Raw genomic sequence first — 22,587 nt, 5'->3', positions numbered from 1 at the left:
CACGGACGGCCTGGAGGCGCGGTGCCGGCTGGCACCGCGCCTCCAGGCCGGTGGGTGGTCTCGTCGAGGACGCGAGCCGCGCGCGTCAGGCCGCGTCGTGGTCCGTCTGCAGGAACTCGACCAGGCTGTCCGCGGTCGCCTCGGCGTCGTCGCCCGAGACGGTGAGGGCGACCTCGTCGCCGTTCTCGATGCCGAGCCCGAGCAGGGCGAGGATGCTGCCCGCGTTGCCGGACTTGTCGCCCTTCGCGATCGTGACCTGGTGCCCCGACGCCGTCACGGTCTGGACGAACAGGGAGGCGGGGCGCGCGTGCAGGCCGGACGCGCTGGCGACGGTGACGGTGCGGGTGGCTTCGGACATCGATGGACTCCTCGTCGAACGGTGGAGCGCTCATGGTAGCGAGCGCGGTGTGGGTGGGTACTGGGTGGTGTGCGGTGGCGGTGGCGGTGGCGGCGTGCGGTGTCGGCGTGCGGTCAGTCGCGGCCGGGCCAGAAGACCTCGGTGCCGGCCGCCTCGACCTCGCGCACCAGGTCGGCGTTCACGCCCGGGTCGGTGATGATCGTGTCGATCGCGGCGAGGGGTGCGACGCGGCCGAACTCCTCGCGGCCGAACTTCGTGTGGTCGGCGAGCAGGATGCTCCGTCTGGCGGACTTGATCATCGCGCTCTTCACGGCCGCCTCGGCCATGTTGTGCGTCGTGAGCCCGCGCTCCGGGGTGATGCCGTTGATGCTGATGAAGGCGACGTCGACGCTCACCATCCCGATGAGCTGGTGCGTCCAGGTGCCGACGCCGGCGAGCGAGTCGCTGCGGATGTTGCCGCCGAGCAGGTGCAGGTCGATGCCGGCGCGGTTCGCGACCGCCATCGCGACGGGGAGCGAGTGGGTGACGACGGTGAGTCCGCGGTCGGTGGGGAGCAGTTCGGCGAGGCAGATGGTGGAGGTGCCGGCGTCGATCATGATCGAGCCGTTCTCGGGCAGCTCGTCGAGTGCGGCCTCGGCGATGACCATCTTCTCGGCCTGGTTGATGCCGCCGCGGTCGCCGACGCCCGGGTGCAGGGTGATCCGCTCGACCGGGATCGCCCCGCCGTGTGCGCGACGGACGAGCCCGCGGCGCTCGAGGCTGGTGAGGTCGCGGCGGATCGTCTCGGGCGTGACCTCGAGCAGTTCGGCCAGGTCCTTGACGTCGACCCGGCCCTGCGCGCGCGCCTGTTCGACGATGCGCTGGTGGCGCTCTGGTGCGTACATCGGACCTCGTCGTCTCGGGTCGGAACGGAACGGACATGCTCGGACACGCTGCTGCCGGTCGTGATCGAAGTCGATCGGCCGTCAGACGCAAACGGGCATCTGTTTCTGTATTTTTATCCCCGGATGTGTTTGTTTGTCAACGTGGTTCGGGGTAGTGTGCTGATCAGCCGCACCGGCGGGGTCCCGTCTCCGCGTCGCGCGCACCGAACGAACCACCCCACCGCAAGCGCGTGTGAGATGAAGGAGTCTCGAATGTCCGAACTGCTCGGAACCGGCGTCGGCCGTGGCGTCGCCCACGGCCCCGTGCTCCGGATGGCGGACCCGCTCGGCGAACCGTCGACCGCGCCGCTCGAGGGCACGGCGGACGACGCGAAGCAGTTCGTGCACGACGCACTGGCCCACGTGGCGGACGACCTCAACAAGCGCGGACAGCTCGCCGGCGGCGACGCCCAGGCCGTGCTCGAGGCGCAGGCGCTGATGGCGCAGGACCCGACGCTCCTCGACGACGTGCACACCCGCATCGACGGCGGCACGAACCCCGAGCGCGCCGTGCACGAGGCGTTCGCGCAGTTCCGCGACCTGCTCGTCGGCATGGGCGGCTACATGGGGGAGCGCGCGGCCGACCTCGACGACGTCGCCCAGCGCATCGTCGCGAAGCTCCGCGGCGTCGCCGCCCCCGGCGTCCCCGAGTCGGACACCCCCTTCGTGCTCGTCGCCCGCGACCTCGCGCCGGCGGACACCGCGCTCCTCGACCTCGACAAGGTCCTCGCCCTCGTCACCCGTGACGGCGGCCCGACCTCGCACACCGCGATCCTCGCCCGCGCCAAGGGCATCACCGCCATCGTCGGCGTCACCGGCGCGGACGACCTCACCGACGGCCAGGCCGTCGTGGTCGACGCCGTCGCCGGCACCGTCGTGACCGAGCCGTCCGAGGCGCTCGTCGCCGACGTCAAGCAGCGCATCGCCGACCGCCTCGCCGCGGCGGCTGCCCCGCTGACCGCCGGTGCGCTCGCCGACGGCCACACCGTGCCCCTGCTCGCGAACCTCGGCAGCCCCGCCGACGCCGCGGGTGCCGTTGCTCTCGGTGCGGAGGGCGTGGGGCTCTTCCGCACCGAGTTCCTCTTCCTCGACTCGCCGAAGGCGCCCACCGTCGCGGAGCAGCAGGAGTCCTACCGCCAGCTCCTCGAGGCGTTCCCCGGCCAGAAGGTCGTCGTCCGCGCGCTCGACGCCGGCGCCGACAAGCCGCTGCCGTTCCTCACCGACAAGGACGAGGAGAACCCGGCGCTCGGTCGCCGCGGCCTCCGTGCGCTGCGGAACCACCCCGAGGTCCTCCGCGACCAGCTCGTCGCACTGGCCCAGGCCGACGCCGAGACCAAGGCGGACCTCTGGGTGATGGCCCCGATGGTCGCCGACGCCGAGGAGACCGAGTACTTCGTCGACCTCGCCCGCGAGCTCGGCATCCGGACCGCCGGCGTGATGGCCGAGGTGCCGTCGCTCGCACTCATGGCCGACCAGGTCTTCCAGAACGCGGACTTCGTGTCGATCGGCACGAACGACCTCACGCAGTACACGATGGCCGCCGACCGCATGCTCGGCACCGTCGCGTCCTACCAGGACCCGTGGCACCCCGCCGTGCTCCGCCTCGTCGCGCAGCTCGGCGCCGCGGGTGCGGCAGCCGGCAAGCCCGTCGGCATCTGCGGCGAGGCGGCGGCCGACCCGCTGCTCGCCGTCGTGCTCGTCGGACTCGGCGCCACGACCCTCTCCATGACCCCCGCGGCCCTGGCCGACGTGCGCGCCGAACTCGGCCTCCACACGCTCGAACAGGCCCGCGAGATGGCGACGGCGGCACTCGCCGCGAGCACGGCGGCGGCTGCGAAGTCCGCCGCGGCCGCGGTGCACGCCGCCTGACCCCCACAGCACCACCCGACCCACAGCACCACGCACGACAGCACCAAGCACCACAGCACGAAGCACCAAGCACCACCCGCATCACCCGTTCCCAGCACCACCTCCCTCACACAGCAGCAGCACCTCACAGAAAGTCACCGCACATGACAACGTCGTCCGTTGCAGCGCCCGACGCACCCGCGAAGTCGCGGGGCGGCGCACGCGTCGCCGTTCAGAAGTTCGGCACGTTCCTCTCCGGCATGGTGATGCCCAACATCGCGATCTTCATCGCGTGGGGCATCATCACCGCCTTCTTCATCGAGACCGGCTGGACGCCCGTGGGCATCCTCGGCGGTTTCGGTGAGACGGGCGGGGTCGCGAACATCGGCCTCGTCGGCCCGATCCTGACCTACCTCATCCCGCTCGCGATCGCGATCCAGGGCGGCCGGATGGTCTACGAGACCCGCGGCGCCGTCGTCGGCTCGATCATGACCATGGGCGTGATCATCGGTGCCAACGGCACGACGATGATCCTCGGCGCGATGATCTGCGGGCCGCTCGGCGCGTACCTCATCAAGCAGATCGACAAGATCTGGGACGGCAAGATCCGCCCGGGCTTCGAGATGCTCGTGAACAACTACGCGGCCGGCATCCTCGGCTTCGGTCTCGCGATGGCCGGGTTCTTCTGGCTCGCCCCGCTGTTCAAGCTCATCGCCGAGGGCCTCGGCGACGCGGTGAACTTCCTCGTCCAGCACTCGCTGCTGCCGCTCGCCAGCGTCATCATCGAGCCGGCGAAGGTGTTCTTCCTCAACAACGCCATCAACCACGGTGTGCTCGACCAGCTCGGTGCGCAGCAGGTGCAGGAATCCGGCAAGTCGATCCTGTTCCTCCTCGAGGCGAACCCCGGCCCCGGCCTCGGCATCCTCCTGGCCTTCACCTTCTTCGGTGTCGGCATCGCCCGCTCGACCGCTCCCGGCGCGATCATCATCCAGTTCCTCGGTGGCATCCACGAGATCTACTTCCCGTACGTGCTGCAGAAGCCGATCCTGTTCATCGCCGTGATCCTCGGTGGTGCCACGGGTGTCGCGACCAACGTCGCGTTCCACTCCGGCCTCGTCGCCCCGGCGTCCCCGGGATCGATCTTCGCGGTGCTCGGTGCGACGGCGAAGGACAGCTTCCTCGGCGTCATCCTGTCGGTCATCCTGTCCGCCGCGGTGTCGTTCGCGGTCGCGTCGTTCTTCCTCATCGCGACCCGCAAGCGTGACCTCGCGAACGGTGGCGGCGACATGACCGCCGCGATGGCGAAGCTCCAGGCGAACAAGGGCCGCGACGTCAACTCCGCGACCGCTGGTCTCCTCGGCAACAACAGCCCGGCCAACGAGCAGGAGTCCGAGGCCGCCCTCGGCGGTGTCGGCGCCGGCACGACCACCGCGACGAAGGTCCAGAACCTCGTGTTCGCCTGCGACGCCGGCATGGGGTCCAGCGCGATGGGCGCCAGCGTCCTCCGCAACAAGATCAAGAAGGCGGGCATCGAAGGCGTCACGGTCTCCAACAAGGCGATCGCGAACCTCTCCGGTGACGAGGACCTGATCATCACGCAGGAGGAACTGACGGACCGCGCGAAGCAGAAGAACCCGAACGCGCAGCACGTGTCGGTCGGCAACTTCATGAACGCGCCGCAGTACGACCAGGTCGTCGAACAGCTCAAGAACCAGTAACGAAGTGCAGTATCGGAGGGGACGGGTCAGAACCCGTCCCCTCCACCACGTCCTCGAACAACAAGGAGAACCACCGATGCCCGTCCTGCAGGAGAGCCAGATCCGGATCCACACCGAGGACACCGCCCCGACGAAGTCGGAAGCGATGAAGGAGGCGGCCGAGATCCTCGAGGCTGCAGGCGCGGTCACGGCGGACTACTACCCGGCGATGCTCGAGCGCGAGAAGAGCGTCTCGACCTACATGGGGAACTTCCTCGCCATCCCGCACGGCACGAACGACGCGAAGGACGCCATCAAGTCGTCCGCGCTGTCCTTCATCCGCTACGCGACCCCGATCGACTGGGACGGCAACCCGGTGCGCTTCGTCGTCGGCATCGCCGGCGTCAACAACGAGCACCTCGACATCCTGTCGAAGATCGCGATCGTGTTCTCCGACGAGGACGAGGTCCAGAAGCTGACGGACGCCCCGGACACCGCGGCGATCCTGTCGATCCTCGGCGAGGTCAACGAGTGAGCACCGACGACCGCAGCGGCGCCCGCGGCACCGCCGTCCACTTCGGTGCCGGCAACATCGGTCGCGGGTTCGTCGGGCTCCTGCTCCACGAAGCCGGGTACGAGGTCGTCTTCGCCGACGTCGCCGCCCCGCTCATCGACGCCCTCGCCGCCGCCGACTCCTACACCGTGCACGAAATCGGTGCGGGTGCGACGGACCACGAGGTCACGAACTTCCGCGCCCTGAACAGCGCCCAGGACGAGGCCGGCGTCATCGCCGAGGTCGCTGCTGCCGACATCGTCACCTGCGCCGTCGGACCGACCGTGCTGAAGTTCATCGCCCCGGTGATCGCCGCGGCGCTGCAGCAGCGCCCCGCCGACGCCGCGCCGCTCACGGTGATGGCGTGCGAGAACGCGATCAACGCGACCGACCGGCTCCGCGAGTTCATCGTCGACGCGCTGCCGGCCGAGTCCCGCGACGCGGCGCTCGCCAAGGGCGTCTTCGCGAACACCGCGGTCGACCGCATCGTCCCGGCGCAGCCCGCCGACGGCGGCCTCGACGTGACGGTGGAGACCTACTTCGAGTGGGCCATCGACCGCACCCCGTTCGCCGGGTCCGAGCCCGAGATCCCGGGCGCGCACTACGTCGACGGTCTCGCGGCCTCGATCGAGCGCAAGCTCTTCACGGTGAACACCGGGCACGCCACGGTCGCCTACCACGGCTTCCTCGCCGGTGCCGACAAGATCTCCGACGCCATCGCGATCCCCGCGGTCCGCTCCGAGCTCGAGTCCGTGCTCGCCGAGACGAGCGACCTGCTCGTCCGCCGTCACGAGCTCGACCCGGAGGTGCACCGGGCGTACGTCCAGGCGATCATCGGTCGCTTCGAGAACCCGCACCTGCCCGACACGGTGACCCGGGTCGGTCGCCAGCCGCTCCGGAAGCTCTCCCGCGACGAGCGTTTCGTCTCGCCCGCGGCCGCCCTCGCCGAGGACGGCACGGAGCCCACCGCACTGCTCGACGCGATGGGCGCGGCACTCCGCTTCGACGTCGCGGACGACGAGCAGAGCGTCGAGCTGCAGGCCCTGCTGCGCACGGACCGGTCCGATGCGGACGTCGCGACGGAGATCACCGGACTCGACGAGCAGCACCCGCTGCACGCCGCGTTCACGGAACGGGTGCGGACGGCGCGTGCCCTCGCCTGACGTGACCACCTGACGTGACCACCTGACGGACGGGAGGCGCGGTGCCAGCTGGCACCGCGCCTCCCGTTCGTTCGTCGGTCGCGTCTACCAGCCGAGGGCCGTCAGCAGGTCCGACACCGTCGTGATCGTGGACCGGCCCAGGCCGGCGACGTCGATCCGGCCGGGACGGCCGAGCACGCGATCGGTGCGGAGCACGAACACCCCCGCGACCCCCGTGTCGCGGACCGGCCGCGTGTCGACCGTGGTCGGCTTCGCCGCGCGGTCAACGAGCACCACCACCGATCGACCGAGCAGTGTCGGGTCCGGCTCGTCGGCGATCGACGCCAGCGCCGTCCGGACGTCGGCCGCCCCGCCGGGGGTGGCCCGTCCGACCACCACGAGGCAGTTCTCCGGCGTGGCCGCGAGCAGCGCGGCCGGGCCGACGTGGGCACCCATGTCGTGCACGGTGACGCGGGACGTCGCCGCCCGGAGCGCGGGGAGCCGTGCGGCCAGTTCGCCGCCGGAGTGGTCCGTCGCCTGGACGACCACGCCGAGCCGTCCGCCGACCGCATCGGCGACGAGCGCCGCGACGGTCGTGGTCCCGGTGCCGCCCGCGACCCCCGTGACCAGGACGGTCCGGGCGCGTTGGAGTGCGGCGCGCCGGGAACCGGGCATCGGCGGCAGCGGGGCCGACGTCGGGCGCGACGTCGGGTCCGACGTCGGGTCCGACGCTGGGGGCAGGTCGCTCACGAGCCGTCCTCCACGAGCACCTGGGCGTCGAACGCCGCGGCGAAGGCCCGGACGATCTCGACGCCGACGTCACCGGCGGCACCCCACGGCACCCACGCCTCGGTCCACCACACCGGCGCGTCGACGGACGCCCACGGCGCGAGCCGGGCGACCTCGGCGGCGTTCTCGACGAGTTCCGGCACCTGGACGCTGAGCACGGCGTCGCCACGACGGTCGACGATCTCGGTCACCGCGCCGCCCTCGAGCGTGCGGACGCGCAGGTCCGGCGCGATGCCCGCACCGGCCTCGACGAGGTCGACCGGCTGCGGGGCCGTCGTGGACAGGACGAGGACGTCACGGGGCATCGACGGCTCCCTTCGGGTCGAGGACGGTCGTCTGGCCGGCGGGGTCGGCCTGCGGGGGAGCGGCGGTGGTCGCCGCCGGGAAGTGCGCGACCTGCACGATGCGCGGCGCGGTGCCGCGGCGGACCAGCCGACCGCGGCCGGGCGGGAACTGCTCCGCGTAGACCTTCGGGAACACCTGCCCCTCCGACCGTTCGCCGCTGAGCACGAGCCCGGTGGCACCGGAGTCGCGGATCGACTGGATCACCGTGTCGTACATGGCGCGGGAGGCGCCGGCCACCGGGCGGGTGAGCACGACGTGCAGGCCGAGGTCGCGGGCCGACGGCAGGTACGGCATGAGCGGCGCGAGCGGGTCGGTGCCGGCCGAGGCGACGATGTCGTAGTCGTCGACGAGCACCACGATCCGCGGACGGGGCCCGGTCGAGGTGCCGGCCGCACGCTGCTCGAGCTCGGCGGCGATCGCGGCGGCGAGGCCGCGGGCGTCCCGGCCGTTCGCCGCGTGGCCACCGAGGAAGTCGTCCGGTGTGCCGGCGGCAGCGCCTCCGCGCACGTCCATGAAGGCGAGGACGAGCTCGTCCGGCGTCGACCGCTCCATGAACCCGGCGGCGAGCCCGCGGAGGAGCGCGGTCTTGCCGCTCGCGGTGTCGCCGAACACCAGCAGGTGTTGGTCGACGGCGGGGTCGAACGCCACGAAGTCCATCGTGTCCTGGCGGAGCGCGAACGGCACCGTCGAGGGGGTGGCGAGCGGGTCCGGGAGCTCGGCGGGGTCGAACGACTCCGGGAGCAGCCGGATCGGCGCGGCGGCCGGGCCGCCCCAGCTGTCCGCGACCCGCTGGGCGAGGGCGGCGAGTTCGTCGCCGACCGCGCCGTCGTCCACGTCGTCGAGCACCGGCAGGGCGACCTGGCCGAACAGCTCGTCGCCGGTGAGCACGCGGCCCGGCTCGCCGGACTTCAGGGTCGCGGCGGCCGCCCGCGCGATGGTCGAGTCGGCGGGGTCGTTGAGCCGGAGCTCGAACCGCTGCCCGATGAGCGGCTGGTTCGCGAGCCGGAGCTCGTTCCAGCGGGTGAGGCCCAGGACGACGTGGATGCCGAAGCTGCCGCCGCGTTGGAGCAGGTCGCCGAAGGCGTCCTCGAGCTCCTCGAACTCGGTGCGCATCACGCCGAAGCCGTCGACGAGCAGCACCACGTCGGCGGACCCGAGCTCGGGGACGCGACCTGCGGCGTGCCGGGTGCGGAGCATCGCGAGCGAGTCGATGCCGTGGTCACGGAACACGCGCTCCCGGAGCCGGATCATCGCCTGCAGCTCCTCGACGAGGCGGAGGAGACGGTTCCGGTCCGCGCGGGTCGCGACGCCACCGACGTGCGGGAAGCCCTCGATGCGACCGAGTCCGCCGCCGGCGAGGTCCATGCCGTAGACACTGACCTGCCGGGGCGTCGTCGTGAGCGCGATGGACGCGGCCAGGGTGCGGAGGAACGTCGTCCGGCCGGAACCGGGCGCCCCGATGACCGCGACGTGGCCGCCGCCCTGCGTGAGGTCGAGCATCCACGGACGCTGCCGCTGGCGTGCCGGGTCGTCGAGCAGACCGATGGGCACGGTGATGCCGGCGGGGTCGGTGGCGGCGTTCGGGTCGAGGACGGCGCCGAGGGCCAGCCGGGTCGGCAGCGGCGGGAGCCACACGGGCGTCGTCGCCCGGTCGCCCCGGCCGAGGCGCTCGACGGCCTCGTCGACGACGCTCCGGCCGACGTCCGGTGTCTCGAGCGTCGCCTCACCGGGCTCGTCGTCCTCCGACGCCAGGGTGTTGTAGACGGGGAGCTCGAACGGCTCGGGTGTCGTGTCGGTGGCCGTCGTCACCGCGGCTGCGGCGGGTGTGGCGTCCTCCACCGGGCCGGACACGTAGCCGGACCGGAAACGGGTGTACACGCTCGTGTCGACCTTGAGGTACCCGTACCCGGGGACGGCCGGCAGGTGGAAGGCGTCGCCGGTGTCGAGCACGACCTGGCTCTCGGCCTCGGAGAACGTGCGGAGCCCGAGCCGGTACGACAGGTAGGTGTCGAGGCCGCGGAGCTTGCCCGCCTCGATGCGCTGGCTCGAGAGCAGCAGGTGCACGCCGATGGACCGGCCGATGCGGCCGATCATGAGGAGCAGGTCGACGAACTCGGGCTCGGCGGTGAGGAGCTCGCCGAACTCGTCGATGACGAGCACCAGGTGCGGCATCGGCGGGAGGTCGGGGCGCTGGGTGCGGAGTTCGCGGTAGTGCGTGATCGACGGCGATGCCCCGGCGTCGCGGAGCATCTCCTGGCGACGCCGGACCTCGCCCGCGATCGAGGCGCGGGCACGGCGGGTGAGCTGCGGGTCGTCGGCGAGGTTGTCGATGAGGCCGGCGACGTGCGGCAGCCGGGCGAACGGGGCGAACGCGGCACCGCCCTTGTAGTCCACGAGGATCATCGCGAGGTCCTCCGGCGGGTGCGACACCGCGAGCCCGAGGACGAGCGTGCGGAGCATCTCGCTCTTGCCGGAACCGGTCGCGCCGATGCAGATGCCGTGCGGGCCCATGCCGAGCTGGGCGGACTCCTTGAGGTCGAGCAGCAGCGGAGCACCGAAGTCGTCGACGCCGATCGGCACCCGCAGGAAGTCCCGCGGGGAGCGCGGGCGCCAGGTCCGGTCCGGGTCGATCGTCGTCACGTCGTCGACGCCGAGCAGGTCGGTGAGGCCGAGCGCGGCCGAGGACTCGCCGCGCTCCTCGGTGTCCGCGGACAGGCGGAGCGGGGCGAGGGCACGGGCGACGGCGGTGACGAGGGTCGGGGCCACGGGGTCGCAGACGGCGGCCTGGACGGGGGCGGGTTCGCCCTCTTCCACGTCACGGGCGTCGACGATCTCGAGCAGGGTCGCCGCACCTGACGCGGCCGACGCCGGTGCCGACGCAGTGCGCGCGGCCGACGCCGGTGCCGACGCAGTGCGCGCGGCCGACGCAGCTGCCGACGTCGCCGTCACCCGCACCCGCACGTCGGACGGCTCGTGCAGCCGGTCCGCGACGAGGTGCACGACCGTGATCCGGAGGTCCTCGGGACGCGTCTCACCCTCGGGCAGGGCGAGCGGGACGGCCACGGTCCCGTGCTCGTCCGCGAACACGACCAGGCGCGGCAGGTCGCTGCGCTTCGCGGAGTCCCCGGACCGCCGGTACATCGCCGCGGTCCTGGCACGTTCGCCGAGCTCCCCGGCGAGCGTGCGCGCCAGGGTCGGGACGTCCTCGGCCACCCGGCGGGCCCGCAGCGGACCGTCGAAGGTGCGGTCCATCCGGGCGTGCGGCAGCAGGTCGAACCAGTCCCAGTCGGCGGCGCGCTCAGCGGGGAACGCCGCCGCGAGGTGCAGGTCCTCCGGGGCGTGCAGCGCGGCGAGCTGGGCGACCAGGGCGCGTGCGACGTCGAGCACGGCCGCGCGGTCGCCGACGACGGAGACATCCCCGGCGTCGTCGAGGCGGATCGCGATCGGCATCGCGTGCACGGTCCCGTAGTGCTCGGCGACCTGCTCGAGCTCGGCGAGCATGAGCGGGTCGAGGGGCTGCACGGGGTTCTGGTCCGGCGGGACGGCGAGGTCGAGCCAGCCGACGTCGCCGGACCCGATCCGGACCCGCAGGAAGTCGCCGTGGGCACGGCGCCGTTCCCAGAGCCGCGCCGGGTCGCCGACGAGCCGGGGGAGCGTGTCGGGGGACGGGTCGACGTGCTCGGCGCGCTCGCGGACCGCGGTCGTGCGGATCCGGAGGTCGCCGCGCAGTTCCTCGAGGTAGTCGAGGTAGCGCTCGCGCTGGGTCCGGCGGTTCCGGACGGCGTTGCCGCGCTGCGTGAACGCCATGCCGAGGCCGCCGACCAGGGCGACGACGAAGACCAGGGCCGCGACGACCATGAGCACGGGGTTGTTGCCGCGCAGCACGACCATCATCACGACGGAGGAGATCGCGCCGACGACCGGCAGCAGCGACTGCAGCGGGATGCCGCCGCTCGGCCCCTCGGGCAGCTGCGGCGGCGGGGCGAGCTGTTCGGCGTCGGGGCGGACGAGCGGCGTGGAGACCCGAGCGGGTCGGTGCACGATGCGGTTCACCGGGCCACCTCCGGGACGGTGCGGGGGTCGGCGCGGCGGTCGACGGCCGCGTCCACCAGGGCCGCGGTGAGCTGGATGAGCGCGATCCGGGAGGCCGTCGGACGCTCGCGCCCGCCGGTGGTGCTCGGGTCGTTCGGGATCGGGTGGACGGCGTGGCCGGGCCACTCGGCCGCCGTGCGCGCGGCGCGCAGACCGGTGCGGGTGGTGTCCACCGGGACGACCAGGACGCGCGTGTCGGGTGCATGCCGCCGGACGGCGTCGGCGTGTGCCACGCCCTCCTCGATCGCGGGGCGGTCGGGTCCGGTGACGAGGGCGACGACGTGCGCGTCCGCGGCGACGGCGCCGAGGTCGACGAACGGGCTCCGCGAGCCCCAGTCGCCGACGACGACGTCGAAGAAGCGCGCGATCGGTTCGACCGCGTCGGTCCACTCCGCGGGTGCGGCCTGTCGTGTCGGGAGGCGCGGGTCGCCGATCCGGAGCACGTGCAGTCCCGAGGGGGTCACCGCCAGACCGTCGGTCGCGTCCCAGGACGTCCGTGCGGCATCACGACGGTCGGAGCGCGGTGTCGGGTCCGTCCGGTCGGCGCCGGTGTACGCGGCGAAGGAGCGCAGGCCGGCTGCGCCGTCCACACCGAGCACCCGCCCGGAGCGACGCCTGGCGAGCACGGTGGCCACGGCGGCGGCGGTCGCCGAGCAGCCGGTGCCGCCCCGGAGCGAGGCGAACGCGATGCGTCGGCTGGTCGGCACACCCTGCCGGATCGCCCGGTGCGCGTCGTCGAGCTCGCGCGCGCCACCGGCCACGCTGCCGAAGAACGCCCGCCCGAGTGCGGGGACCACGTCGTCGAGGATCCGCATCGTCAGAACGTCTCCAGCAGTGCGGCGAAGAGCCCGAACGTGCCGAGGAGCAGCGGCAGCGCCACGACGACCGAGACGGTCTCGAGCACGTTGCCGAGCGACCGGAGGCGTGCCCGCTGGTGGGCCGCCGGCCGGACCCCGGCGAGCAGGGCACCGAGCACACCGAGGCCGGCGAGGGCACCGAGGACCTGGAACGGTGCGGTCGCGGCGTGCCCGAGGAGTCCGAGCACCGCGGCGACGACGACGGCGCTCCAGAGCAGCACGCCCTGCAGGGTCAGCGGGAACGCCCGGGTGCGGAGCGCGGCCACCACGACGACCGCCGCTCCGAGGCCGACCGCCCAGGGGTCGCCGTCGGAGAGGAGCGCGGCACCGGCGAGGGCGATGGGCGCGGCCACCGCGGCGGTGGTCCAGTCGAGTGCCCGGTAGGCGTCGTTGAGCGCCGTGACGACGCCGTCGCGTGCCACCGGTTCGCCACCGCTCACCCGGTCGTCGAGGCCGGTGAGCCCGGCGGAGGACATCGCCACCGACGGCAGGAGCCCGCAGACGACGATCGCGGCGATGCCGACCACGCCCCAGCCGGCGGCCTGCGGTGCCGGGGTGAGCCAGGTGACCATGCCGAACAGGGGCAGCAGCACGCCGACGACGGCCGCGACGCCGATCGTCCGGGTGCGCTGGCCGACGCCGAGCCCGAGGCCGAGCGCGATCCACGCCCAGACGAGCACGAGTGCGGCGACCATCGCGGGCTGGTCGCCCTCGCGGCCGACCACGGGCCCGACCGCGAGCCCGATCGGCAGTGCGAGCCCGGTGGCCGCGGCGGTCAGGGCGACGCCGGTCCAGCGAGCGCCGGCGCGTCCGGCGATGAGCGCCGCGATCGCCAGGACGACACCGCTGCCGACGAGCACGGACGGCAGCACCGCGGGGGAGACCGTCCCGCCGTCGAAGGCCGCGCGGACGGTGGCGACCGTGAAGGCCGCGACCACGAGGGTGCCGACGACCGAGGCGGTCGCCCCGACGGCGGCGGCGGCGACCGACTGGCGTGCGGCCGTGCCCCAGCCGTCCGAGCGGCGGCCGAGCGAGTCGGCGACGGCGTCGGTCACGTCCGAGACCTCGGGTGGCGGCGGGGCATCGGCACGGCGGACGAGGTGCAGGACCTCGCCGTCGGCGATCTCCTGCGCGGCGGCGTCCGCGGCGAGGGAGACCTCTTCGCCGGTGACCCGCACGAGCGCGACCGGGTGCGCGCTGTCCGCGATGGGCTCGTCGAGGATGTCGACCAGCCGTGGCAGCAGCCCGGCGAACGGCTCGTCCGATGCGACGACGACGTCGGCGCGACGGCCGGCGCCGACCACGGTCACGCGGGTGAAGTCGGTCACTTGGTCTCCTGCGGTTCTGCCGGTTGCGGTTGCTGTGTGCGCTGCTGCTGCGTCTGCTGGGTCTGCTGCTGGGTCTGCTGCTGGGTCTGCTGCTGGGTCGCCACCGGTGTCGGCGTCGGCGTCAACTGTGCTTGTTGCTGTGCTGCCTGTTGCGCCAGCGCGTTCGTGACGAACGAGTACCCGAGACACCCGACGCCGACGACCGCCGCGAGCACGACGCTGCCGATGAACCGCTTGACGTTGTCGTTCACCAGCCGGCGGTCGGCGAGCCGCCCGAGCACGAACGCCTGCCGGAGCCGACGTCGGTGCGTCGAGACGCTCTCCAGCAGGATCGAGTCACTGTTCCGCGGCACGCTGCACCTGCTCCCTCGTGCGGTCGTCCATGCTGACGGCGTGGGCCACGCGGTCGCGCCCGATGTGGTCGATGATCGCGGCCAGCTGCTCGACCGGGTTGCGGTCCGGGTGCCGGCCGAAGGGCAGCACGAGCGCCGGGATCCGCGGACGCCCGGCGATGAAGGCGCCGAAGCGGTCCCGCATCCCCTCGACGTCGAGCTCGAGCTGCCGGACCGCCGGGGCGCCGATGAGCATCGCGACGGGCACTGGGGGCAGGGCCAGGCGCGGCCCCTGCGCGAGGTCTGCGCTGCCGGGACGCCGGAGCACCAGGGCGAAGAGCGGCAGTTGCGTCATCGCGAGCCGACCGAGGACCTGGGGCACGGCGGCGACCCGCATGTCGGCGACGGGGTCCCCGAGCGAGCCGACCGAGAGCAGGCCCGTGGTGAGCTCCTCGACGCCGTGTTCGGTCCGCTGCGCCGTGACGGTGAGGGCGAGCGGCGCCTCGGCGGAGCCGACGACCAGGAACCGCGTCGGGTCGGGCATGCGCGCCCGCGCCGCCTCGGTGAGCGCGCGTCGGTCCCACGCCCGTCCGGCGGGCTCGTGCGTCCCCCAGCCGGTCGGCGCCGCGCCGGCGAGCTCGGTCGCGAGGAGCTCGGTCGTCGTGCCGAGGACGGTCTCGGCGGCGGCACGGTGGCGGACCGAGACGGAGACGACGAGCTGGTCGGCGGTGGGCGTCCACGGGCGCAGGTACCCGACCGCGACGTCCGCCACCGAGGTGGGTGGTCCGGTGCGCAGCGCATCGGTGAAGTCCTCGAGTCGGCCGCCGTCGAGCCCGTTCCGCAGGCCGTCGTCGCCACGGACCACCCACGCGCCGCCGGCCTCGACGAGCGCCTGGCGGAAGGCCTCGGTCACGACGGACAGCCCGTCCGTCACCAGGATCGGTCGAGCGCCCTCGGCTGCCGCGGTGGCGAGCAGGTCGGCCTGGGCACGGCCGAGCCGGACGATGCCGGCGCGGCTCTCGTACCGGATGCTGCCGTCGCCCGCCGAGTCCACGAGCGGGTGCTTCGCGGCGGGACGGTCGTCGTCCGTCACACCGCGGCGGAACGGGGTCACGTCGTCGCTCCGACCCGGTCGACCACGAACGCGTGGTCGCCGATCCGGACCGTCGAGCCGGCGGGGACGGGCAGGTCGACGCCGGGGACGAGGTCCTCGAACGAGGCGTCCGGACGGATCACCGACGTGCCGTTGGTCGAACCGAGGTCGCGGAGCACCACCGCGCCGTCGACCTGCACGAGGGCGACGTGCGTCTTCGACAGCGTGCGGGACAGGTCCGGCACCGCGACCGTGGCGACGCCGGGCTCGGCCTCGGGGTTCCGGCCGATCACACAGGTACCGCGGAACCAGTGCAGGACGCCCGAGTCGAAGCGCAGGACGACCGCGTCGACCGGCACGGAGTCGTCGGCGACGGGTGCGGTCGGGGGCGGGACGGACCCGAACCCGCTGTCCGGACCGGCCGCGGGGGTGGAACCGAACCCGGCACGACGTGTGGCGTCGAGACCGGCTTCCACCGCGCCTCCAGGCAGAGGAGCCGATCCGGGACGGACACCCGCCGACGCGGCCGCACCGAACGCGGTGCCGAGCGCGGGCGCAGCGGGGTCGAGGGGTTCGCGTCCGGTCCGGAGCGACGCGGTCACCGTGCCGGTCGCCGCCGCCCACGGGCCGGCACCGGACGCGCGACGGTGCGGACCGCCGCCGAGTCGCGCGATCTGCCGGACGGGTCCGGCGGGCAGTGCGTCGTCCACGTCGACGACCCGGGTGCCGACGAGCAGACCGCCGGGTCCGCGACCGGTCCTGGAGGCACGGATCACCACGATCGCGGCCGTCACGACGAGCCCCGCGACGGCTCCGGCGACGGCCGTGCCCACCGGGTCCGACGAGGGGACCGCGGTGTGGGCGAGGAAGAGGAGGGCAGCACCGGCGGCGCCACCGAGGAGGCACACGACGAGGTCGACGAGTCGTGCGAGGAGGACGCCACCCGCACCTGCGGCGGCGACGCCCTGCAGCGCGTCGTACTCGGCGGACGCGACGGTCCGTCCGAGGAGGGCGCCGCAATCGGTGCAGAAGCGCTGCCCCTGCGTCGACGCGACACCGCAGCGACCACAGGTCATCACGGGGACCACGGTCTCGACCACGATCGACGACATGCCTCACCTCCCATCGGCACGTCCGATCATGTCAGAAGCGGGGCGTGACGCGCGCCGCGGTGGTGGTCTAGGCTGGCCGCGTTCGCTGTCACCCGTTGAGGGGTGGGGGGAAAGACAGAGAGGATGAGCGATGAAGTTCGCAATGGGGGCACAGGTCCTCACCAACCTGACCAAGCAGACGTCCGGCGCTTCCGGTGACCTGGGGACACTCGTCCGCAAGCTCGCCGACTCGGCAGAACCGCTGCAGGGCCGCTTCAACGGTGCGGGGCGTCAGGCCTTCGACCGTTTCAAGTCCGAGACGGACTCCATCGCCAACGAGCTGAACGGCGCGCTCGCGAGCGTGCTGCAGGGCATCTCGGGCATGGACCGCTCGTTCCAGGAAGGCGACCAGGACATGGCGCAGTCCACGAGTTCGCTCGAGGGCAGCTCGAACTTCGACGCGGCCCGCTTCAGCGGCCGCGCCTGACGGATCTTCGGGGAGAGGGAGAACACACCATGAGCGGTGGCAACCAGGCAGATCGTCGCGACTACGACGTCGCGGCGTCGCAGAACGCGCAGGACAACTTCAACGCCGTGGCGGCACAGCTCGAGTCGCTGATCGCCCAGCGCGACTCGGACGTGAAGGCCGCGATGGCCGACTACCAGGCCGACGGCGTCTCGGACGACTACCACGCCAAGGAACAGCGGTGGAACACCGTCGCGGGCGAGGTCAAGTCGATCATCGCGACGCTGCGCGCGTCACTGCAGTCGAACGACGAGTCGGCGCAGTCCGCGATCAGCAAGGCGAAGTCGGCCGTCGGCAACATCGGCTGACGTGGTCGACGGGTGGCGGGTCGACCCCGCGGGCGTCGAGAGCGTCCTGACTGCGGTCACGGACCGGACGACCACGATGTCGACGGCCCTGGGCGGATCCGAGGACGGATCCGTGCAGGGCGTCGACACCGTCGTGCAGGACGCGGCGACCGCAGCGCAGTCGCAGGTCATCGGTGAGGCCATCGCAGGCTTCTTCGAACACCGGAAGGACACGCTCACCGGGATACAGAACCGGATCCGAGCGTCGCTCCTCGGAGCGTCCGGTGCGACGAAGGCGATCATCGAGCACGACGACGAGATGGCGGCGACGACGCAGGCGAACGCGGTCCAAGCGGCCTCGAACGGCAACTTCTCGGCGTTCGACGGTGCTCCGGGCGCGAACTAGCGGCACACAGCCGAGCGGCAGACAGCAGGGGGAACAGCAGCGATGAGCGGACTCGTCAACGTCGGGGAGATCCCCTACACGGACGTGGACACCTCAGGGATCACGTCCGGGGCCGGCAAGCTCCGGACCGTGGCGTCCGCCGTGCGGGACGGCACGGCGGACATCCATCGCGCGTGGACACCGATCTCGCACTGCTACGAGGGTCCCGGTGACCAGGACCTCTACGACGCGATGACGCCGATCGTGCCGCAGGGCACCGCGTTCGGCGACGACCTGGACACCGTCGCGAAGGCGCTCGACGACTTCGTCACCGAGGTCACGCCGATCGTCGACAAGCTGAAGACCTACGTCACGCGTGGCAACGCGCTCCACAAGGACGTGAAGGCGCACGACGGTGCGTGGGACGAGGACGAGACCCTCAACGGCGAGAACAACGACATCATCAACGGGGTCGCCAACCAGGTGGTGGCGTACCAGGCAGCCGAGCGGAAGTGTGCGAACGCGATCCGCGGGCTCTCGGGCCTCCCGGCGCTGCACGCCATGACGGGCGACGACCCCGACGACAAGCTGGGCTACGGGTACAAGGAACTCCCGATGGGCACGCAGCTGCCGTGGGGCACCGCTGAGGCCCGGAAGGAGAGCTGCGGCGAGAAGACGCTGTACTTCGTGCCGAACCTCCTCAAGGGCGTGGTGGTCGACGGCATCTGGGGCACCGTGCAGGGCATCGGGCAGCTCGTCGGCGTCGACGGCTCCGGCTGGCACCTGGACACCCTCACGAACGCGTGGAAGGGCATGGGGTCCCTGATCGGCTACAGCGCCGCGGACGACTCATGGAGCTGGGACAACGCCGGCGAGGCCTGGAAGGGTCTCGGCAAGGCGACCGTCGGCTGGGACGAGTGGGCGAAGGACCCGGGTACGGCAGCGGGCCAGGCGATCTGGGGCATCGGGTCGCTCCTCATCCCCGTCGCGGGTGAGGCCGGGAAGGTCGGGGCCCTCGGCAAGGTCGGCGAGGTCGCGGGGACGGTCGGCAAGGCGGGCAAGTACCTCGACCTGGTCGACGCCGGGGCATGGGCCTCCAAGGGGCTGACGTCCGTGCTGCCGAAGCTCGGTGACCTCAAGGGAGTCATGTCGGCTGGCCTCGGCGACACGCTGCACGGCTTCACGGGCAAGATCGCGGACTTCAAGACCGGGCTCGGTGACTTCCTGCACGGGCACCACGGCGGCGATGCCGAGGTGCCGCCGGCGCGCTCGGAATCCGGGTCGGACGCCAACGCGAACGCGCACGACGGCGGATCGACGGTCGAGGCGCCGCCAGTGCGCGAGCCTGAGCTGGTCGGGGCCGGTGGACACGGTGGGCACGGCGAGAGCACGACGACGCACGGTGGTGGCGACAGCACCGGGCACGGCGGCTCCGGCGACGGGGGATCCGGGCACGGCACGGATGCCGGGCCCGGCGTCGGCGGACACGACACGCCAGGGGGTGACGGGCATCCCGGTGGGGACGGCGCGGGCAGTTCGCACGGCGATGGTCGGACCGACGGGAACCAGACCGACGGCGCCGGTGACCACGGCACGACCCCCGCGGAGTCCCCGGCGTACGCTCACGTGTCCGTCGACTCCGTCGGCAACGACATCAGTCACCTGGTGACCGAGAGCGGACTCACGCCCACACAGCTCCACGACTACCTCGCGAACAGCTGGGGCGGCGAGGCTCGGGCGGCGGCCTTCGAGCAGACCGGTGTCTGGCCCCACGACGTCCAGATCCCGAAGGACGCGTCAGTCCTGAAGCCCGACGGCACCATCAACTGGGACGAAGTGCCGCAGGGCGGGTACACCCTCGACGACGCCGGTCAGCCCGTCAAGGAACCGCTCGTTCCGCACGTCGGTGACGTCTTCGACCGGTACGGCCCGTCCGACGGTCGGTACACGTCGCCCGTGCCCGAATCCGGCCCGTACACCTACGACCAGCGGTCCCTCCCGTACCTCGAAGACCCGGCGCAGTACCACCAGTACCGCGTGGTCGGAGACTTCTCGGACATCGAGCGCTACTACGACGCTGCGCCCCAGTCGGTGCAGGCCGACGTCGACCGGATCATGCGACGCTTCAACTCGTCGTTCGACGACCTCGGTCGGGCGTCCCAAGGCGACATCGCCGCCGGGTTCGGCGCCCACGGGGGCGGGCGTCAGGTTGAGATGCCGATGACGGTCGAGCTGCTCAAACGACTCGGGCTCATCGAGGAGATCTGACGACGGTGGCGTCCCACAAGGAGGAGAACATGGATCGGGCAACTGCCAAGGAGATCATCGCTGCCGAGGGCCTCGAGCGTGCGGTGTGGTTCCAACAGCCCACCGGGAAGCCGGACGCGGTGGCGATCTACGAGGTCGGCGGTGGCTACCGGGTGGTGTCGACGGACGAGCGGGCGGTCGAGATCGGTCCGCGCGACTACCATGACGAGTCCGACGCGCTCGAGATGTTCATCGTGCTGCTCCGTGACCTGAAGGAACTGATCGCGAGCGGCGTCGTCCGCTGAATTTCGAAGCGCTGAAGAACACCCCGGCGATCAGGAGAAGATCGGGCAGGCGGATCGGGCACACGGCTACCCCTGGGTGACAGCGCACCGTGTATCGTTCGGCGCCACCGGGTTCGTTGCGCGCGCAGTCGCCCGGGTGATCTGGCCTCCATGAAAGGACCACCGTTGGTCGTAGATGTCGCTCTCAGCCAAGCAGTGTTGCAACTGATCGGGAAGGGTCGCAGCGCGACGCCTGGCGAGTCCTGGGTCGCAGTGGAGTCGGTTCCCGACGCGGTTCACCGTGATCTCGAGGAGATGATGCACGACTACAGGACCCAGTCACAGATCGATTGGGCCTCCGTCGACAATGACTTGATCCGCGGGATGGATCTGTTCAAGCAGAGCTTCTCGCGACTTCATCCAGAGCTGGACCCGTCCGCGCTCGACGCGCTCGAGTGGAAGTTCTCCTGGGATTGGCGCTGAACCGATGAGCTCTGCCCCTCGCGCAACACGCTGCGGGTGAGGACGGAGTCGGACGCATGGTGGACCGGCGGTGAGGTCTTCTAGGTGATCCACGAAAAACGAGAGTTTGTCGTCGAGGGAGGAGTGTCGTCCATGTCGCGCACGATCCCATTCCACGACCAGGGCTGCAAGTACTGCCGTGAGTTCTGGATCTCCACTTCCGACGAGCCGAAGCTGATTGGAGTGAGCCTCGACCACCAGTGCCACCTCTACCGATGCGGCATCTGCTCGTCGTGGTGGGAGTACGGGCTGAACTACCCGCACGTGATCGACGATGAACTGGCGGCTCGTATCGCGACGACCATTGCGAGCGCCCCGTCGTGATCGACCAGACCGGCTCATTCAGTGCGCGGCTCAGCGGCGGCAAGGAGGGCTTGCTCCGCGTCCGCGCAGGTTCTGTAGACGTCGGAGAGGAATCCGATCGGCGGCATCGCCACGTACCCATCGGGGGTCTGGCGGATGTACCCGAGGGAGCCCGCTCCTGACCCCCAGTCCTCTTGACGCCGGAACACCTGCCACCGTGGGCCGGCGCTGTGGTGGACACCCTTGAGCCACAGGCCGGACTCGCCGTGGACCCACGCGTCATCGCCACGCGCTCGCCAGGCCGCGATGGCTTCTTCTTGCCTGCGTCGGGAGATGTCGTGGACTCGGCGTGATGCCCGCGCGCGATCGAGTGCATCATCGAGCGCGGCGGACTCGTTGTCCGCGCTGTACATCCGGGTGCTGTCCTCTTCCACGGAGGCGCGTTCACCGGTGCTCCACACCGCGATGCTGCCATCGTCGAGCTGATCGACGACGACTGCGTCAACACGGTTCCGATCATCGTCGAACAAGACCAGGGGCAGGCCTTCGTCGGCGCGTAATCGGAGCGCCTCTTCACGGCTCGTCGGTCGCGCATCGCTCGTCACGCCAGCAGGCTACCGGCGTACCGTCGCCAGCATGACGAAGCACTGGGTGGCCCCGCGGTTCGGCGGCAGCGAAGTCCTCGAGTACGTCGACACCGAGGTGCCAGCGCCCGGCCCCGGCGAGGTCACGATCGACGTCCGCGCCGCCGGCGTCAACCCCGCCGACACGAAGCACACCCGGCAGGGCGACCCGTCCGACCTGCCGATCCCGATCGGTTACGAGGTCGCCGGCATCCTGAGCGCCGTGGGTCCGGACACCGAGATCGCCTCCGGCGGGGGAGCCGTCGGTGACGAGGTCCTCGCCTTCCGCGTCTCCGGCGGCTGGGCGGAGCGCATCACGGTCCCCGCGTCCGACGTCTTCGCGAAGCCCGCGTCGCTCGACTTCCCGGCAGCGGCCAACCTGCTCCTCGCCGGCTCGACCGCCGCCGACATGATCCGGGTCACCCGCGCGGAGGGCCGCGACACGATCGTGGTCCACGGCGCCTCCGGCGCAGTGGGCGTCAGCCTCCTGCAGTTGCTCCGGCCGCTGGGTGCGCGGATCATCGGCACCGCGTCCGAGCTGAACGCCGACACCGTCCGACGCTTCGGTGGCGAGTGGGTCGCGTACGGCGACGGCCTGGAGGCGCGCATCCGTGACCTCGCACCGTCCGGTGTCGACGTGGCACTGGACTGCGTGGGCACCGACGAGGCCGTCGACGTCTCGCTCGCGTTGGTCGCGGACCGGAACCGCATCGTGACGATCGCCGCTCAGGGTCGCGCTGCGCACGACGGCTTCCCGGCCGTCGGCGGTGGGCAACCGGAGAGCAAGGCGTTCCGGGACTCGGTCCGGCAGCGGCTGATCGACCTCGCCGCGGTGGGGCAGCTCGAGGTGCCGGTCGCGCGCACCTTCCCGATGGGCGATGCCAAACAGGCAGCCGAGGTCCTGGAGTCGCAGCACCCGGGCGGCAAGCTCGCGCTCGTCCCGTAGGGGAGACGTCCTCCGC

Annotated in this window: 23 protein-coding genes; 12 read left to right on the top strand and 11 right to left on the bottom strand. The window is 72.0% G+C overall.

Annotation, left to right across the window (positions count from 1 at the left end; all coding sequences use genetic code 11):
- Positions 1-85 precede the first annotated feature (85 nt).
- A complete protein-coding gene (locus DEJ28_RS12190) occupies positions 86-358 on the bottom strand; it encodes an HPr family phosphocarrier protein (protein ID WP_111114803.1) in 273 nt (90 codons plus the stop codon).
- A gap of 113 nt (positions 359-471) precedes the next feature.
- A complete protein-coding gene (locus DEJ28_RS12185) occupies positions 472-1,242 on the bottom strand; it encodes a DeoR/GlpR family DNA-binding transcription regulator (RefSeq protein ID WP_111114804.1) in 771 nt (256 codons plus the stop codon).
- A 252-nt stretch (positions 1,243-1,494) separates the two neighbouring features.
- Between DEJ28_RS12185 and ptsP the strand changes: the two genes are divergently transcribed.
- The 4 genes from ptsP (at position 1,495) to DEJ28_RS12165 (ending at position 6,542) form a co-directional block, all read left to right on the top strand.
- On the top strand, positions 1,495-3,150 hold the full coding sequence (ptsP, locus tag DEJ28_RS12180; protein ID WP_111114805.1) for a phosphoenolpyruvate--protein phosphotransferase: 1,656 nt from the start codon (positions 1,495-1,497) through the stop codon (positions 3,148-3,150).
- A gap of 143 nt (positions 3,151-3,293) precedes the next feature.
- On the top strand, positions 3,294-4,847 hold the full coding sequence (locus DEJ28_RS12175) for a PTS mannitol transporter subunit IIBC (protein WP_111114806.1): 1,554 nt from the start codon (positions 3,294-3,296) through the stop codon (positions 4,845-4,847).
- A 76-nt stretch (positions 4,848-4,923) separates the two neighbouring features.
- The gene (locus tag DEJ28_RS12170; protein WP_022907882.1) at positions 4,924-5,361 is read left to right on the top strand and encodes a PTS mannitol transporter subunit IIA; all 438 of its coding nucleotides are present in this window, start codon (positions 4,924-4,926) and stop codon (positions 5,359-5,361) included.
- The gene (locus DEJ28_RS12165; protein WP_111114807.1) at positions 5,358-6,542 is read left to right on the top strand and encodes a mannitol-1-phosphate 5-dehydrogenase; all 1,185 of its coding nucleotides are present in this window, start codon (positions 5,358-5,360) and stop codon (positions 6,540-6,542) included. The genes DEJ28_RS12170 and DEJ28_RS12165 overlap by 4 nt, the downstream gene beginning before the upstream one ends.
- 84 nt (positions 6,543-6,626) lie before the next feature.
- Here DEJ28_RS12165 and DEJ28_RS12160 read toward each other — a convergent pair whose 3' ends face one another.
- From DEJ28_RS12160 to DEJ28_RS12125, 8 genes are read right to left on the bottom strand one after another with little or no spacing between them, the layout of a single operon-like run.
- Positions 6,627-7,271, bottom strand: a complete 645-nt coding sequence (locus DEJ28_RS12160; protein ID WP_181433640.1) for a hypothetical protein — start codon at positions 7,269-7,271, stop codon at positions 6,627-6,629.
- Positions 7,268-7,615, bottom strand: a complete 348-nt coding sequence (locus tag DEJ28_RS12155) for a hypothetical protein (protein ID WP_111114809.1) — start codon at positions 7,613-7,615, stop codon at positions 7,268-7,270. Before DEJ28_RS12155 ends, DEJ28_RS12160 begins: the two co-directional genes overlap by 4 nt.
- Positions 7,605-11,708 (bottom strand): type VII secretion protein EccCa, encoded by a 4,104-nt coding sequence (eccCa, locus tag DEJ28_RS12150; protein ID WP_111114810.1) that lies wholly within the window; start codon positions 11,706-11,708, stop codon positions 7,605-7,607. Before eccCa ends, DEJ28_RS12155 begins: the two co-directional genes overlap by 11 nt.
- Positions 11,705-12,562 carry a hypothetical protein gene (locus tag DEJ28_RS12145; RefSeq protein ID WP_111114811.1) on the bottom strand — a complete coding sequence of 286 codons (858 nt, stop codon included), beginning with the start codon at positions 12,560-12,562 and terminating at the stop codon, positions 11,705-11,707. Before DEJ28_RS12145 ends, eccCa begins: the two co-directional genes overlap by 4 nt.
- Positions 12,563-12,564: 2 nt before the next feature.
- A complete protein-coding gene (locus tag DEJ28_RS12140; RefSeq protein WP_111114812.1) occupies positions 12,565-13,932 on the bottom strand; it encodes an EsaB/YukD family protein in 1,368 nt (455 codons plus the stop codon).
- Positions 13,929-14,285, bottom strand: coding sequence for a hypothetical protein (locus tag DEJ28_RS12135; protein ID WP_181433641.1), 357 nt, complete (start codon positions 14,283-14,285; stop codon positions 13,929-13,931). Before DEJ28_RS12135 ends, DEJ28_RS12140 begins: the two co-directional genes overlap by 4 nt.
- Positions 14,269-15,378 carry a DUF6177 family protein gene (locus DEJ28_RS12130; protein WP_111114813.1) on the bottom strand — a complete coding sequence of 370 codons (1,110 nt, stop codon included), beginning with the start codon at positions 15,376-15,378 and terminating at the stop codon, positions 14,269-14,271. The genes DEJ28_RS12135 and DEJ28_RS12130 overlap by 17 nt, the downstream gene beginning before the upstream one ends.
- Positions 15,375-16,469, bottom strand: a complete 1,095-nt coding sequence (locus DEJ28_RS12125) for an FHA domain-containing protein (RefSeq protein WP_111114814.1) — start codon at positions 16,467-16,469, stop codon at positions 15,375-15,377. The genes DEJ28_RS12130 and DEJ28_RS12125 overlap by 4 nt, the downstream gene beginning before the upstream one ends.
- 130 nt (positions 16,470-16,599) lie before the next feature.
- Between DEJ28_RS12125 and DEJ28_RS12120 the strand changes: the two genes are divergently transcribed.
- The 7 genes from DEJ28_RS12120 to DEJ28_RS12090 all read left to right on the top strand — a co-directional run bounded on the left by DEJ28_RS12120 (position 16,600) and on the right by DEJ28_RS12090 (position 21,023).
- The gene (locus DEJ28_RS12120; RefSeq protein ID WP_111114815.1) at positions 16,600-16,935 is read left to right on the top strand and encodes a WXG100 family type VII secretion target; all 336 of its coding nucleotides are present in this window, start codon (positions 16,600-16,602) and stop codon (positions 16,933-16,935) included.
- 29 nt (positions 16,936-16,964) lie between these two features.
- The gene (locus DEJ28_RS12115; RefSeq protein ID WP_111114816.1) at positions 16,965-17,282 is read left to right on the top strand and encodes a pore-forming ESAT-6 family protein; all 318 of its coding nucleotides are present in this window, start codon (positions 16,965-16,967) and stop codon (positions 17,280-17,282) included.
- A gap of 1 nt (position 17,283) precedes the next feature.
- The gene (locus DEJ28_RS12110) at positions 17,284-17,667 is read left to right on the top strand and encodes a DUF6507 family protein (protein ID WP_111114817.1); all 384 of its coding nucleotides are present in this window, start codon (positions 17,284-17,286) and stop codon (positions 17,665-17,667) included.
- A 42-nt stretch (positions 17,668-17,709) separates the two neighbouring features.
- Positions 17,710-19,914 (top strand): glycohydrolase toxin TNT-related protein, encoded by a 2,205-nt coding sequence (locus DEJ28_RS12105; RefSeq protein ID WP_111114818.1) that lies wholly within the window; start codon positions 17,710-17,712, stop codon positions 19,912-19,914.
- Between the two features lie 29 nt (positions 19,915-19,943).
- Positions 19,944-20,198 (top strand): hypothetical protein, encoded by a 255-nt coding sequence (locus DEJ28_RS12100; protein ID WP_146248809.1) that lies wholly within the window; start codon positions 19,944-19,946, stop codon positions 20,196-20,198.
- Positions 20,199-20,393: 195 nt separating this feature from the next.
- Positions 20,394-20,660: a hypothetical protein gene (locus DEJ28_RS12095; protein WP_146248810.1), complete on the top strand. Its 267-nt coding sequence runs from the start codon at positions 20,394-20,396 to the stop codon at positions 20,658-20,660.
- 132 nt (positions 20,661-20,792) lie between these two features.
- Positions 20,793-21,023 carry a hypothetical protein gene (locus DEJ28_RS12090; protein ID WP_146248811.1) on the top strand — a complete coding sequence of 77 codons (231 nt, stop codon included), beginning with the start codon at positions 20,793-20,795 and terminating at the stop codon, positions 21,021-21,023.
- Between the two features lie 14 nt (positions 21,024-21,037).
- Here DEJ28_RS12090 and DEJ28_RS12085 read toward each other — a convergent pair whose 3' ends face one another.
- Complete coding sequence (locus tag DEJ28_RS12085) at positions 21,038-21,607, bottom strand: hypothetical protein (RefSeq protein ID WP_111114822.1); 570 nt, start codon at positions 21,605-21,607, stop codon at positions 21,038-21,040.
- A gap of 31 nt (positions 21,608-21,638) precedes the next feature.
- On the opposite strand from DEJ28_RS12085, the gene DEJ28_RS12080 reads away from it, so the two are divergent.
- Positions 21,639-22,571 (top strand): NADP-dependent oxidoreductase, encoded by a 933-nt coding sequence (locus tag DEJ28_RS12080; RefSeq protein WP_111114823.1) that lies wholly within the window; start codon positions 21,639-21,641, stop codon positions 22,569-22,571.
- Positions 22,572-22,587: the final 16 nt, after the last annotated feature.

Origin of the sequence: Curtobacterium sp. MCPF17_002, from assembly GCF_003234115.2 — a bacterium.
GTDB lineage: Bacteria > Actinomycetota > Actinomycetes > Actinomycetales > Microbacteriaceae > Curtobacterium.
This window is presented reverse-complemented; position numbering and strand designations above follow the sequence as displayed.

Coding starts and splice junctions, on each gene's coding strand:
- DEJ28_RS12190 (WP_111114803.1), bottom strand. CDS start 358: ATGTCCGAAGCCACCCGCACCGTCACCGTCGCCAGCGCGTCCGGCCTG.
- DEJ28_RS12185 (WP_111114804.1), bottom strand. CDS start 1,242: ATGTACGCACCAGAGCGCCACCAGCGCATCGTCGAACAGGCGCGCGCG.
- ptsP (WP_111114805.1), top strand. CDS start 1,495: ATGTCCGAACTGCTCGGAACCGGCGTCGGCCGTGGCGTCGCCCACGGC.
- DEJ28_RS12175 (WP_111114806.1), top strand. CDS start 3,294: ATGACAACGTCGTCCGTTGCAGCGCCCGACGCACCCGCGAAGTCGCGG.
- DEJ28_RS12170 (WP_022907882.1), top strand. CDS start 4,924: ATGCCCGTCCTGCAGGAGAGCCAGATCCGGATCCACACCGAGGACACC.
- DEJ28_RS12155 (WP_111114809.1), bottom strand. CDS start 7,615: ATGCCCCGTGACGTCCTCGTCCTGTCCACGACGGCCCCGCAGCCGGTC.
- DEJ28_RS12145 (WP_111114811.1), bottom strand. CDS start 12,562: ATGCGGATCCTCGACGACGTGGTCCCCGCACTCGGGCGGGCGTTCTTC.
- DEJ28_RS12125 (WP_111114814.1), bottom strand. CDS start 16,469: ATGTCGTCGATCGTGGTCGAGACCGTGGTCCCCGTGATGACCTGTGGT.
- DEJ28_RS12120 (WP_111114815.1), top strand. CDS start 16,600: ATGAAGTTCGCAATGGGGGCACAGGTCCTCACCAACCTGACCAAGCAG.
- DEJ28_RS12115 (WP_111114816.1), top strand. CDS start 16,965: ATGAGCGGTGGCAACCAGGCAGATCGTCGCGACTACGACGTCGCGGCG.
- DEJ28_RS12105 (WP_111114818.1), top strand. CDS start 17,710: ATGAGCGGACTCGTCAACGTCGGGGAGATCCCCTACACGGACGTGGAC.
- DEJ28_RS12100 (WP_146248809.1), top strand. CDS start 19,944: ATGGATCGGGCAACTGCCAAGGAGATCATCGCTGCCGAGGGCCTCGAG.
- DEJ28_RS12090 (WP_146248811.1), top strand. CDS start 20,793: ATGTCGCGCACGATCCCATTCCACGACCAGGGCTGCAAGTACTGCCGT.
- DEJ28_RS12080 (WP_111114823.1), top strand. CDS start 21,639: ATGACGAAGCACTGGGTGGCCCCGCGGTTCGGCGGCAGCGAAGTCCTC.